This is a genomic window from Pseudomonas sp. AP19 (genome assembly GCF_001728855.1).
Taxonomy (GTDB): domain Bacteria; phylum Pseudomonadota; class Gammaproteobacteria; order Pseudomonadales; family Pseudomonadaceae; genus Aquipseudomonas; species Aquipseudomonas fluorescens.
On sequence record NZ_LXJP01000008.1, the window covers coordinates 71,069 to 84,402 of the forward strand.

Below are 13,334 nucleotides of genomic sequence, written 5' to 3' on the forward strand. Positions count from 1 at the left end.
GCGTGATGAAATCAAGCTTCTGGAAATCCGGGCACACCCCGACCCTGTTTGCCGCGTTCCTGTATTTCGACCTGAGCTTCATGGTCTGGTACCTGTTGGGCCCGCTGGCGGTGCAAATCGCCGCCGACCTGCACCTGACCACCCAGCAACGTGGCCTGGTGGTGGCGACGCCCATCCTGGCCGGCGCGGTGCTGCGCTTTTTAATGGGCATGCTGGCCGACAAACTGTCGCCCAAGACCGCCGGCCTGATCGGTCAGGTGATTGTCATCGCGGCATTGTTCGGGGCCTGGAAACTCGGCATCCACAGCTACGAGCAAGCCCTGCTGCTCGGTGCGTTTCTGGGCATGGCCGGAGCGTCCTTTGCGGTTGCGCTGCCCCTGGCGTCCCAGTGGTACCCCGCTGAACACCAAGGCAAGGCCATGGGCATCGCTGGCGCGGGTAACTCCGGCACCGTGTTTGCCGCACTGCTGGCACCGGTGCTGGCCGCTGCGTACGGCTGGAGCAATGTGTTCGGCTTCGCGCTGATTCCGCTGGTACTTACCCTGGTGGTCTTCGCCTGGCTCGCGCGCAATGCGCCTGAACGTCCGAAAGCCAAATCCATGGCTGACTATTTCAAAGCCCTGGGCGACCGCGACAGCTGGTGGTTCATGTTCTTCTACAGCGTGACGTTCGGCGGCTTTATCGGCCTGGCCAGCGCCCTGCCCGGCTACTTCAACGACCAATACGGCCTGAGCCCGGTGACCGCAGGCTACTACACTGCCGCCTGCGTATTTGGTGGCAGCCTGATGCGTCCGTTGGGCGGCGCCCTGGCTGACCGTTTCGGCGGGATCCGTACCCTGCTCGGCATGTACAGCGTGGCGGCCATCTGCATCGCAGCGGTCGGGTTCAACCTGCCAAGTTCCTACGCTGCATTGGCGCTTTTCGTCTGCACCATGCTCGGCCTCGGTGCAGGTAATGGCGCGGTGTTCCAGCTGGTCCCCCAACGCTTTCGCCGTGAGATCGGCGTGATGACCGGCCTGATCGGCATGGCGGGCGGTATCGGCGGTTTCGCCCTCGCTGCGGGTATGGGTGCAATCAAACAAAGCACTGGCAGTTACCAGATGGCCCTGTGGTTGTTCGCCAGCCTCGGCGTGCTGGCCTGGTTTGGCCTGCACGGCGTCAAACGTCGCTGGAGAACCACCTGGGGCTCGGCCGCCGTGACCGCCGCACGCGTCTGATGAGCCTGCAACTGAGCATCGCCCACGCCAGCGCAATCGGCCCTCGAACCGAGAACCAGGATGCCCTGCGCGTGGTCACGCCTGTGGCGGAACTGGCCGCAAGCAAGGGTTACCTGTGCGCCATGGCCGACGGCGTCAGCCAATGTGCCGACGGTGGCCTGGCCGCGCGCTCGACCTTACAGGCGCTGGCCCTGGACTATTACGCCACGCCGCAAACCTGGGGCGTGGCTCAAGCGCTCGAACGTTTGTTGCTGGCGCAGAATCGCTGGCTTCAGGCCAACGGTGGCGGTCAGCCGCTGCTGACCACCCTCAGCGCCCTGGTGTTTCGTGGCCAACGCTTCACGCTCGCGCATGTCGGCGATTGCCGGGTCTATCGCTGGCTGGACGGCGAGTTGCAGCGCATCAGCGAAGATCACGTGTGGGAGCAACCGGGCATGCACCATGTGCTCAAGCGCGCCCTCGGCCTGGATCAACACCTGGTGCTGGATTTTCTCGACGGTGAATTGCGTGAGGGTGAATGTTTCCTGCTGCTCAGCGATGGCGTGTGGGCCACCTTGGGCGATCACAGCATCAGGGCGATTCTGCGTGAGCAAACCGACCTGGATCTGGCGGTCAACACCCTGGTCAACGCTGCACACCTGGCCGCCAGCCAGGACAATGCCAGCGCGCTGCTGGTGCGTATCGACAAACTGGGGGCCGCCACCCTTGGCGATGCGCTGGTGCAGTTGCAGCAATGGCCGTTGCCACAAGTCCTGAAAGCCGGGCAACACTTTGAGGGCTGGCAGGTTGAAAGCGTGCTGGCGCACAGCCGCCAATCCTTGCTGTACCGCGTACGCGATGCGCAGCAGCAGCCTTGGTTGCTGAAAACCTTGCCGCTTAACCGTGAGGATGACAACGGTGCGGGTCAAGCGCTGCTCTCGGAAGAATGGTTTCTGCGCCGCGTTGCCGGGCGCGCGTTTCCTGAAGTGCATGCGGCCAGTGGGCGTCAGCATTTGTACTACGTAATGCGTGAATATCCGGGGCACACCCTGGCAGCACTGTTCCAGCATCAGGGCCCACTGCCCCTGGCGCAGTGGCAGTCCATCGCCGAACGATTGTTGCGGGCGGTGGGCATGCTGCATCGACGGCAGATCCTGCACCGGGACATCAAGCCGGAAAACCTGTTATTGGGTGACGACGGCGAACTGCGCGTCTTGGATTTCGGCCTGGCCTATTGCCCGGGGCTCTCTGAAGACCGCGCCCACGAACTGCCCGGCACGCCGAGTTTTATCGCCCCGGAGGCGTTCAGTGGCGAACATCCTACGGCGCAACAGGATTTATACAGCGTCGGCGTCACGCTCTATTACCTGCTGACCGGGCATTACCCCTACGGCGAAATCGAAGCCTTCCAGCGGCCCCGTTTTGCCCAGCCCGTCAGCGCCAGCCGCTATCGCCCCGACCTGCCGGACTGGTTGCCCCTCAGCCTGGAACGCGCGGTGGCGCCTCACCCCGACCAACGTTATGAAACAGCCGAAGAATGGCTGCTTGTCCTGGAGCAGGCCGACCGCCGTGAGTTGAGCGTGCGCCCCAGACCGCTGCTGGAGCGCGAACCGCTCAAGGTCTGGCAAGCCGTGGCGCTGGCATCGTTGCTGGTCAATCTGGTGCTGGCGTACTGGCTGTTGCACCACTAGAGGGCGAATTAACCCAGGGATATCGACGCTGGCCCCAATAAAACCGAGCGCTAGGTAACTTGGCACAACCACTGCATTAACTTTTTCAACAACACACATACCGCCGCTCCTTCAACGTCGAAGGGCCGAGCTTCCCGAGAGAACGGGACCAGGACAAAGGCGTCCTCGCTAGCTAACTAGCGGGGACGCCTTTTTTGTTTGCGCGTGATTTGTCGAGCCATTGCGGAGAACGACATGAAAAAACTCAAATTGGTGATGATCGGCAACGGCATGGCCGGTGTACGCACCCTCGAAGAATTGCTCAAACTGAGCAGCGACCTGTACGACATCACCGTGTTCGGTGCCGAGCCTCACACCAACTACAACCGAATTCTGTTGTCGCCGGTGCTGGCGGGCGAGCAGACGTTTGAAGAGATCGTGCTCAACGATCTCAGTTGGTACCTGGATAACAACATCAAGCTGTTGCTCAACCGCAAAGTGGTGCAGATCGACCGCGTCAAACGCATCGTGATCGCCGAAGACGGCAGCGAAGCCGAATACGACCGCCTGCTGATCGCCACCGGCTCAACGCCGTTTATCCTGCCGATTCCCGGCAACGCTTTAAAAGGTGTCATCGGCTACCGCGACATCGCCGACACCCAGGCCATGATCGACACCGCCAGAACCCACAAGCACGCCGTGGTCATCGGCGGTGGCCTGCTCGGTCTGGAAGCCGCCAACGGCCTGATGCTGCGCGGCATGCACGTGACGGTGGTGCATATCGGCGAATGGTTGCTGGAGCGCCAGCTGGACAAAACCAGTGGCCAGTTACTGCAAACCGAACTGGAAAGCCGTGGCCTGGTGTTTCGGTTGTGCGAACAGACCCAGGCCCTGCACGACGCCGGCAATGGCCGCGTAGGCTCGGTGCAATTCAAGAATGGCGAGATTATCCCCGCCGACCTGGTGGTGATGGCTGCCGGTATCCGCCCCAACACTGAACTCGCGGAAAAATCCGGCATCCCCTGCAACCGTGGGATTCTGGTCAACGACACCCTGCAAACTTACGACCCGCGCATCTATGCCATCGGTGAATGTGCCAACCATCGCGGGATTGCCTACGGGCTGGTGGCGCCGCTGTTCGAGCAAGCCAAGGTCTGCGCCAATCACCTGGCCCAACTGGGCTTTGCGACCTATAAGGGTTCGGTCACTTCGACCAAATTAAAGGTGACCGGCATCGACCTGTTCTCCGCCGGCGACTTCATGGGCGGCGAAGGCACCGAGACCATCACCCTCTCCGACCCGATTGGCGGCGTCTACAAGAAGCTGGTGATCAAGGACGACATCCTGGTCGGCGCCTGCCTGTACGGCGATACCGCAGACGGCGGTTGGTATTTCCGCCAGATCCGTGAGAACCATGCGATTGGCGAGATCCGTGATCACTTGATGTTTGGCGAGAACACGCTCGGCGATGTCGGCCATCAAGGCCAGGACAAAGCCATGAGCATGGCCGACAACGCTGAAGTCTGCGGATGCAATGGCGTGTGCAAGGGCACCATCGTCAAGGCGATTCAGGAACACGGGCTGTTCAGCGTCGACGAGGTGAAAAAGCACACCAAGGCCGCCAGCTCCTGCGGTTCGTGTGCCGGGCTGGTGGAACAGATTTTGATCAACACTGTGGGTGGCGCTGCGGACGTCAAACCGAAAAGCGAAAAGGCTATTTGCGGTTGCAGCGACCTCAACCACGGGCAAATCCGCCAGGCGATCCGCGAACAGCATCTGCTGACCATTGCCGGCACCATGAGCTACCTGAACTGGCGCACACCCAACGGCTGCGCCACCTGCCGCCCGGCACTCAACTACTACCTGATCTCCACTTGGCCGGGTGAAGCCAAGGACGACCCGCAATCGCGCCTGATCAACGAACGCGCCCACGCCAATATCCAGAAAGACGGCACCTACTCTGTAGTCCCCCGGATGTGGGGCGGGGTGACCAATCCCGCGGAGCTACGGCGTATCGCCGATGTGGCTGACAAGTACAACGTGCCGATGGTCAAGGTCACCGGCGGCCAGCGTATCGACCTGCTGGGCATCAAGAAACAGGACCTGCCCGGCGTCTGGAAAGACCTCGACATGCCGTCCGGCCATGCGTACGGCAAATCCATCCGCACCGTGAAGACCTGCGTCGGCAGCGAGTTCTGCCGCTTCGGCACGCAGAACTCGACGCAGTTGGGCATCGAACTGGAGCATGACCTGTTCAATATGTGGTCACCGCACAAGGTCAAGCTCGCGGTGTCCGGTTGCCCACGCAATTGCTCGGAAGCGGGGATCAAGGACGTCGGGATTATCGGCGTCGACTCCGGCTGGGAGATGTATATCGGCGGCAACGGCGGGATCAAAACCGAAGTCGCAGCGTTCTTCGTCAAGCTGAAAACCGCCGAAGAAGTCCGCGAATACAACGGTGCTTTCCTGCAGTTGTACCGCGAAGAAGCCTTCTACCTCGAACGCACCGTGCATTACCTGCAACGGGTCGGCATGGAACATATCAAGAAGGCCGTACTGGAAGACCCGGCCAGGCGCCAGGCGCTCAATGAGCGTCTGCAGTTCTCATTGTCATTCGAACAGGACCCTTGGAAGGAACGCCTGGAGCAGCCGCTGCTGAAAAAGGAGTTCGAGGTTATTCCCGTCAAGCAACTGGAGGTGCCGGCATGAACTGGCTGGATATCTGCGCCCTCGACGAGATCAACGCGCTGGGCTCGCGCATCATCAATGGACCCAAAGGTGATATCGCGATTTTTCGTACCAGTGACGATGAAGTTTTCGCCCTCGATGACCGCTGCCCACACAAGGGCGGGCCACTGTCCCAAGGCCTGATCTATGGCAAGCGCGTGGCCTGCCCGCTGCATAACTGGCAGATCGACCTGGCATCCGGCGAAGCCCAGGCACCGGATATTGGCTGCGCCCATCATCACCCCGCCCGCGTGGAAAACGGCCGTGTGATGTTGGCCCTGCGGGACGCAGGTTGATGAACCGCCAGACCACTGCCTCCACCTGTTGTTATTGCGGGGTGGGGTGCGGCGTGCTGATCGAACATGACGGCACGCACATTCTGGGTGTGCAAGGCGACCCGGACCACCCGGCCAACTTCGGCAAGTTGTGCAGTAAAGGCGCCAGTCTGCACCTGACCGGCGACCTGGCTGCCCGCGCCTTGTACCCGGAGCTTCGCCTGGGCAAAGGCCTGGCCCGTGCCCGCAGCGACTGGGACACCGCCCTGGAACACGCGACCAACGTGTTCGCCGACACCATCGCCGAGCACGGGCCGGACAGCGTGGCGTTCTACATCTCCGGGCAATTGCTGACCGAGGACTACTACTGCTTCAACAAACTGGCGCGCGCGGTGGTCGGCACCCACAACATCGACAGCAACTCGCGGCTGTGCATGTCTTCGGCGGTGGTTGGTTACAAGCGCAGCCTGGGCGCCGATGCGCCGCCATGCAGTTATGAAGACCTGGAGTCCAGCGACTGCGTGATGATCGTCGGCAGCAACATGGCCTACGCCCACCCAGTATTATTCCGACGCCTGGAGGAGGCTAAATCCCGACGCCCGCAAATGAAGGTCGTGGTGATTGACCCACGGCGTACCGACACCTGCGAGTTAGCTGACCTGCACCTGGCGATTCTGCCGGGTACGGATGTCGCGCTGTTTCACGGAATCTTGCATCTGTTGCTGTGGGAAGACTGGATCGACCGCGACTTTATCCAGGCGCATACCGACGGGTTGGCCGAGTTGAAGCGACTGGTGCATGACTACACGCCGCAAATGGTCACGCAGTTGTGCGGGATCAGCGTCGAGCAACTGCGCCTGTGCGCGCAATGGGTCGGCACATCCCGCAGTTTTCTGTCGCTGTGGTGCATGGGGCTGAACCAATCCACCGCCGGCAGTGCGAAAAACAGCGCGCTGATCAACCTGCACCTGGCAACCGGCACGATTGGCCGACCGGGCTGTGGGCCATTTTCCCTGACCGGCCAGCCCAATGCGATGGGGGGGCGCGAAACCGGCAGCTTGTCGAATTTACTCCCCGGGCACCGCGAGGCGGCCAACCCCGAACACCGAGCGCAAGTCGCCGCCTACTGGGGGGTTGAATCGTTGCCCGCGACCACCGGGCTGACCGCAATCGAACTGTTCGAGCAAATCCAGGCCGGCAAGATCAAGGCATTGTGGATTGCCTGTACCAACCCTGCGCAATCCCTGCCGGATCAGAACAGCGTGCGCGCGGCCTTGGCTGCCTGCCCGTTCGTGGTCTTGCAAGAGGCCTTTCGCACAACCGAAACGGCTGCCTATGCCGACTTGCTGCTGCCTGCCGCCAGTTGGGGGGAGAAGGAAGGCACAGTGACCAACTCCGAACGGCGCGTTTCCCACGTGCGCCGCGCCATCACCCCACCCGGGGAAGCGCGTCCCGATTGGGCGATTACGGTGGATTTCGCACGGCGGCTGCAGCATCGCTTACGGCCCGGATCGGCCAGCCTGTTCGCGTTTGAACAACCTGCGCAGATTTTTGATGAATACAAAGGGCTGACCCGCGACCGCGATCTCGACCTGTCAGGCCTCAGCCATGCGCTGCTCGATCAGATCGGGCCGCAGCAATGGCCATTTCCCGTGGGCGCGCAAACGGGAACGCCGCGCCTGTACACCCAGGGTACCTTCCCAACCGAAACGGGCCGTGCACACTTTATCGCCGACCCTTACCGCGCCGCCAAGGAACAGCGGGACGCGCGCTTCCCGCTGACGCTGATCACCGGCCGCCTGCGCGATCAATGGCACGGCATGAGCCGCACCGGCACGGCGGCGCAGTTGTTCGGGCACGTCAGTGAGGCGTTGCTGAGCCTGCACCCGGATGAGTTGCGCCGTCATCGCTTCAAGGAAGGTGACTTGGTCAGCCTGAAAAGCCGTCGCGGCAGCGTGATCGTCGCCGTCGGCAGTGACGACAGCGTGCGTCCAGGCCAGGCGTTCTTGCCCATGCATTGGGGCGATCGCTTTCTCAAAGGCGGCGTCAACGTGTTGACCCCACCGGCGTTCGATGCCCTGTCAAAACAGCCCGAACTCAAGCACAGCGGCGTGCGCCTGGAACCCGTGCAACTGCCATGGCAGCTGTTCGCGCTGATCGAAGGGAATATACAGCAGCACTTTGAAGCCCTGCGCCCGCTGTGCGAGGGCTTTGCCTACGTCAGCCTCAGCCTGGCAGGCCGTGAACGGCCGGCGTTGCTGGTGCGCGCAGCCCACACCGAAGCGCCCGACCTGCAACTGTTGACCCGAATCGACGAACTGCTGGGCCTCAACGATGGCCCTGTCATGGCCTACGACGACCCGCGTCGCTCAATCGGCAAGCGCGTCAAAATTGAAAAAGGCCGCATCACTGCGCTGCGCCTGGCAGGCGAAACCCTGGCCAGGCACTGGCTGCAAAGCCTCTGGCAGGAAGGCCGGGCTGACGAACAACTGCGACGTTGGCTGTTGGCGCCGCTCAGTGCGCCACCGGGTGGCACGACAGCCAGCACCAAGACTTTGTGCAACTGCAAGAACGTCAGCGAAAGCGCGGTGTGCGCCGGTATCGGCCGTGGATTGGACCTGGACGGGCTCAAACTGGAGCTCGGCTGCGGCACTCAATGCGGCTCCTGTGTGCCGGAAATCAAACGTCTTTTGGCCAGCAACCCGCAGCCAATCGCAATAAGTGGGTGAGGGAAAAATATGAGCGCAAAAGTCTGGCTGGTGGGCGCAGGGCCTGGTGATCCGGAGTTGTTGACCCTAAAGGCGGTGCGGGCCCTGCACGCAGCCGATGTGGTGCTGATCGATGATTTGGTCAACCCGGCAGTGCTGGACCACTGCGTCAACGCGCGGGTAATCACCGTAGGCAAGCGTGGGGGTTGCCGTTCAACCCCGCAGGATTTTATTCATCGCCTGATGCGGCGCTATGCGCGCCAGGGCAAATGCGTGGTACGGCTTAAAGGCGGTGACCCGTGCATTTTTGGTCGAGGCGGCGAAGAGGCGACGTGGTTGCGTGAACGCGGGGTGGAGGTGGAATTGGTCAATGGGATTACAGCGGGGCTGGCGGGGGCAACGAATTGCGATATCCCGCTGACGTTGCGTGGTGTCAGCCGAGGCGTAACGCTGGTCACGGCGCATACCCAGGACGACAGCAGCCTGAACTGGCGCGCATTGGTCGAGGGTGGCACGACGTTGGTGGTGTATATGGGCGTGGCGAAACTTGAAGAGATTCGTCAGCAACTGCTGGAGGGCGGAATGGCCGCGGATATGCCGGTGGCGATGATCGAAAACGCATCGCTGCCCCAGCAGCGGGAATGTCGCAGTCATCTGGCGTCTATGCATGCGGATGCGCAGGCATTTGCCCTGAAGAGCCCGGCGATCCTGGTGATCGGGAGCGTTGCCGCCGCTGCGCAGGCGGTCCAGGTTGCAGTGTCAGCTGCCGGTTGAGGCAAATCGCAGGCGAAAAAAAGCCCGGCCTAAGCCGGGCTTTTTTCTACCACTCAGTAATTACTGAGCAGCTTGAGCTTCTACCGAGGCTTCTACGCGACGGTTGATAGCGCGGCCAGCTTCAGTTGCGTTGTCAGCAACTGGGCGGGATTTGCCATAACCAACCGAGCTTACACGGTTAGGAGCGATACCGTCTTTGACCAGAACTTGCTTGACCGCGTCAGCACGACGCTGGGACAGCTTCTGGTTGTAAGCGTCAGGACCGACGGAGTCAGTGTGACCTTCAACAACGGTGGTGGTCTGTGGGTACTGTTTCATGAAGTCAGCGAGGTTTTTCACGTCGCCGTAGCTGTTAGGCTTAACAACCGACTTGTCGAAGTCGAACTTCACGTCCAGCTCAACACGAACAACCTGAGCAACTGGAGCTTCTGGCTCTGGAGTTGGCTCTGGAGCTGGTGCTGGGGTAGGAGCTGGAGCTACTGCGCCAGCGTTACCGCCGAAGTTCACACCCAGGCCGACCAGTGCGGAGTAGTCCCACTTGCCGTTGTCCAGTGCGTAGTCAGCTTCAACGCCAGCACGTGCGAACAGGTTGTTGGTGAAGTAGTACTTCACGCCAGCGCCAGCGATAGCCAGAGTCGACTGGTCACGACCAGTGTGGCCGTCAGCAGCAACGTTGGTACGGCTCTGGTGACCGAAACCACCTTCAACGTATGGACGCAGGGAGTCAACACCGGCCTGACCGAAGTGGTACTGAGCAGTCACGCTGCCAGTGTCACCTTTGATCTTCTGGTTACCAGTACCGTCGTTCGAACGGGTGTGGTTGGTGGTGTCGTAGTTCAGGTTAACCGACACGTCGTCGGTAATGAAGTAACCGATGCTGGCGCCAGGGTTGTAGCCGTCTTCGATGTGCTTGACGCTATCGTTGAACTGCTTTTTGTAGAACAGCTGGCCTTCAACTGCGCCTTGGCCTTGTGCCAGTGCGCCGAAAGAAGTAGCGGCAATAAGAGTACCAATGGCCAAGCCCAAGGTGTTTTTCAGTTTCATCCGTTAAATCCCCATCTGGTGATTGTAAAGCAGTCCCACAAACCGGGGGACAACTCGGCGACAAGTCTAACAGAACTTGCCTACACGTAAGAGATATTTGCCACGCACTAAGTTTCAGTCTCGCCCGCAAATTTCTCACGTAATTTATCAAGAGCACGCTTGTAACGCATTTTTGTAGCACTCAAACCCATGTGCATGATGTCAGCAATTTCCTGAAACTCGAGCTCTGCGACAAATCGTAGCACCAGAATTTCACGGTCAATTGGATTCACATACACCAACCAGCGATCAAGTCCGCCCTTTTCCTCGGGTGTCGGCGCCTTTTCTTCAGACGCTTCCTCAAGGGGGTCCAGACTCAAAGCGTCCATCAAGCGACGCTTTCGCCGTTCCTTACGATACTGCGTGATGCACTCGTTGTACGTGATGCTGTAAAGCCACGTCTTGAACTTCGATTTTCCCTCGAAGTTCTTCAGCCCGTACAGCACCTTGAGCATCACTTCCTGACAGACATCGTCCGCGTCTCTATCGTTCCCTAAATACCTTGAACAAACGTTGAACAGAGTGCGTTGATACCTGCGCATCAATTCTTCATACGCGCGTGTTACGTGAAACAGCTCCGTGTGCGAGCGCGCGACCAACTCCTCATCAGAGAGCTCACGGGGGTCATAGCGCGTAGACAGCGTTTGGGCTTTATTCAAAACAAGTCGTGCCGACAGTCAGGTCAATGTCCGCTACAGCCCGGTCACCCGGGTTTGCGGCGGCGTACATTAGCAGGGTTTTCCGGGTTAGCGGCTACTGACCTGCTGCTCCAGAAGAATTCGATTGGACAGTGACACCAGGTCACCGTCATCGGTCAGCACCGTAGTCTTGACTGTACCGATCTCTTCGATTTGCCCTTCGACTTCGCCCACACGGACCTGCTGCCCTACCTGATACAGCTCGCGCACATAGATTCCCGCAAGAATCTGACCGGCAATTTCCCGGCTACCCAACCCCATGGCCAGCGCAACGGCCAGACCAACGGTAATCAAAACAATCACAATCACGTGGTTAAGAAGGTCAGTTTTGACCTCCAGCTGGCTGATCGCGACGGAAATACTGATGATGATCACCAGCCCCTGGGCGATTCGCCCCAGGCCCGCAGCGTAGTCCAAGCCCACGCCTTCAGCTGCCCCACGCACCAGCCCATTGGCCAATTGTGCCAGCAAAACGCCTACCAGCAACACCAGCGCGCCGCCGAAAACTTTCGGCAAATACAGTGCCAGCATGTCGAGCGTAGCTGAAACTCGCTCAAGTCCAAGGGATTGAGCCGCAGAAACCAGAAAAATAAGTAAAACGAACCAGTAGACGATCTTCCCGATCAGGGTAGAGATCGGTACCTGCAGCCCGGCACGGCCCAATAGTTTGGTCAAACCGGTGCCCGCCATCAAGCGATCCAGCCCAAGCTTGGCCAGTAATTTGGACAGCAAGGTGTCGAGCAACTTGGCCACGACAAACCCCAGCAATACCAGGACCAGAGCACCAAACAGGTTGGGAATGAAATTCGCCACCTTGGTCCACAATGCGGTCATCGCGGTGACCAGGCTCTGGGTCCAGAGATCAAGTTCCATATTCAATCAGCCTTATCAGCAGTGCGAGCAAGAGGTTTACGACGGGAAACCGGCGATACATGGGCCGAACCATTGTTCAGGGCCATCATCAACGCCGGCAGCCAACGACCGAGCAAACCGAACAGGTCACCCGCCCCTACCTGACGGTTGGCGGTTTTCAACACGCGGCCCAGGCACGCGTCGTCGTCACGGTTGGACGGCGACGCATTGAGCATGTCACGCAAAGACTGTTCGAACGGATCGTGCATAAAGACCTCTCGCTAGTATTTTAAAAGACGAGGGTTAAATTCTTGGGGTCACATGCGACCCTTGCTGTGTTCAGGTCATATTCAGGTCAAACCCAGCGTAATCGTCGAAATAGCCACCATTGCCCGAGCGCGACAGACACCATCATCAGGCAGGCAATCGCGAATCCATAGGGGTCACCGGCGAAGGGTATTCCACCCACATTTATACCCAGCAGACCGGTCAGAAAACTCATCGGCAGAAAGATTCCGGTGATGATCCCGAAGCGGTACATGGTGCGATTCATACGCACGCTCAAGCGCCGGTCTTCGGTCTCAAGCACAAGCCCCACGCGCTCCCGAGTCAATTCGAGCTCTTCCAGGTAACGGGTCAGGCTGTTGTTCAATTCGTTCCAATAGTCAGCATCATCATTACAGAACCACGGCAATTTGATCCGCGTCAGCTGGGCAAAAATATCCCGCTGCGGCGCCAGGAAGCGTTTCAGCCCAGCCGCCCGGCGACGGATCTGCAAAACATTGCCATGTTCCGGAGTATACCGTTCGTCGGCATCAAGTTTTTCTTCCTCGAAATCGACGATTTCGGAAAGGTCAGTCACCAAATCCTGCACTTTATGGGTCAGGTACTGCGCCATATAAAGGATGAGTTCCGACGAGGTTTTGGGGCCTTTACCTTCCGCCAATTGCACCAGCAGCTCATCGGTGGCGCGCAGCGGGCGCAGGCGCAAGGAAATCACGCGACTGGCCGCAGCAAAGATACGCACCGAGACCATGTCTTCCGGTTCAGCCCCCGGGTTGAGGTTGACCCCTCGCAGAAACAGCAGCAGTTCGTCGTCCGGCAACGGCAGCAGGCGCGGACGGGTGTTTTCTTCCAGCAACAAATCGCACGCGAACTCGCTCAAGCCGCTGGATTTACGCAGCCAGGTCTGGGTCTGGGGATGGCTACGATCCCAATGCAACCACAGGCTTTCCTGGGGCTGCAGTTGCAAATCGTCGAGCTCAGTCCGGGCAATCGAACGCGCACCGCCTTTACCGTCCAGTACCAGGGCATGCACCAACCCCCACTGCGCGTTTTCTTCCTCGAACAT

The 13,334-nt window shown here is 59.9% G+C and carries 11 protein-coding genes; 6 read left to right on the forward strand and 5 right to left on the reverse strand.

Features of this window, described 5'->3' with window-relative positions:
• The first annotated feature begins 5 nt into the window (after positions 1-5).
• The 6 genes from A7D21_RS08675 (at position 6) to cobA (ending at position 9,350) form a co-directional block, all read left to right on the forward strand.
• Complete coding sequence (locus A7D21_RS08675; RefSeq protein ID WP_053257468.1) at positions 6-1,217, forward strand: NarK/NasA family nitrate transporter; 1,212 nt, start codon at positions 6-8, stop codon at positions 1,215-1,217.
• Positions 1,217-2,887 carry a bifunctional protein-serine/threonine kinase/phosphatase gene (locus tag A7D21_RS08680; protein ID WP_069551488.1) on the forward strand — a complete coding sequence of 557 codons (1,671 nt, stop codon included), beginning with the start codon at positions 1,217-1,219 and terminating at the stop codon, positions 2,885-2,887. Before A7D21_RS08675 ends, A7D21_RS08680 begins: the two co-directional genes overlap by 1 nt.
• 234 nt (positions 2,888-3,121) lie before the next feature.
• The gene (gene nirB / locus A7D21_RS08685; protein WP_069551489.1) at positions 3,122-5,575 is read left to right on the forward strand and encodes a nitrite reductase large subunit NirB; all 2,454 of its coding nucleotides are present in this window, start codon (positions 3,122-3,124) and stop codon (positions 5,573-5,575) included.
• The gene (gene nirD / locus A7D21_RS08690) at positions 5,572-5,889 is read left to right on the forward strand and encodes a nitrite reductase small subunit NirD (RefSeq protein WP_017134764.1); all 318 of its coding nucleotides are present in this window, start codon (positions 5,572-5,574) and stop codon (positions 5,887-5,889) included. The genes nirB and nirD overlap by 4 nt, the downstream gene beginning before the upstream one ends.
• Positions 5,889-8,597, forward strand: a complete 2,709-nt coding sequence (locus A7D21_RS08695) for a nitrate reductase (RefSeq protein WP_069551490.1) — start codon at positions 5,889-5,891, stop codon at positions 8,595-8,597. Before nirD ends, A7D21_RS08695 begins: the two co-directional genes overlap by 1 nt.
• 9 nt (positions 8,598-8,606) lie before the next feature.
• A complete protein-coding gene (gene cobA / locus A7D21_RS08700; RefSeq protein WP_069551491.1) occupies positions 8,607-9,350 on the forward strand; it encodes a uroporphyrinogen-III C-methyltransferase in 744 nt (247 codons plus the stop codon).
• Between the two features lie 60 nt (positions 9,351-9,410).
• Here the strand turns inward: cobA and A7D21_RS08705 are convergent, their stop codons facing one another.
• From A7D21_RS08705 to A7D21_RS08725, 5 genes are all read right to left on the reverse strand, one after another.
• Positions 9,411-10,394 carry an OmpA family protein gene (locus A7D21_RS08705; RefSeq protein WP_053257473.1) on the reverse strand — a complete coding sequence of 328 codons (984 nt, stop codon included), beginning with the start codon at positions 10,392-10,394 and terminating at the stop codon, positions 9,411-9,413.
• A gap of 107 nt (positions 10,395-10,501) precedes the next feature.
• The gene (sigX, locus tag A7D21_RS08710) at positions 10,502-11,092 is read right to left on the reverse strand and encodes an RNA polymerase sigma factor SigX (protein WP_053257474.1); all 591 of its coding nucleotides are present in this window, start codon (positions 11,090-11,092) and stop codon (positions 10,502-10,504) included.
• A gap of 87 nt (positions 11,093-11,179) precedes the next feature.
• Positions 11,180-12,004 (reverse strand): mechanosensitive ion channel domain-containing protein, encoded by an 825-nt coding sequence (locus A7D21_RS08715; RefSeq protein WP_003175519.1) that lies wholly within the window; start codon positions 12,002-12,004, stop codon positions 11,180-11,182.
• Positions 12,005-12,006: 2 nt separating this feature from the next.
• On the reverse strand, positions 12,007-12,252 hold the full coding sequence (locus tag A7D21_RS08720) for a hypothetical protein (protein WP_005790375.1): 246 nt from the start codon (positions 12,250-12,252) through the stop codon (positions 12,007-12,009).
• An 86-nt stretch (positions 12,253-12,338) separates the two neighbouring features.
• Positions 12,339-13,334, reverse strand: a complete 996-nt coding sequence (locus tag A7D21_RS08725; RefSeq protein ID WP_053257475.1) for a zinc transporter ZntB — start codon at positions 13,332-13,334, stop codon at positions 12,339-12,341.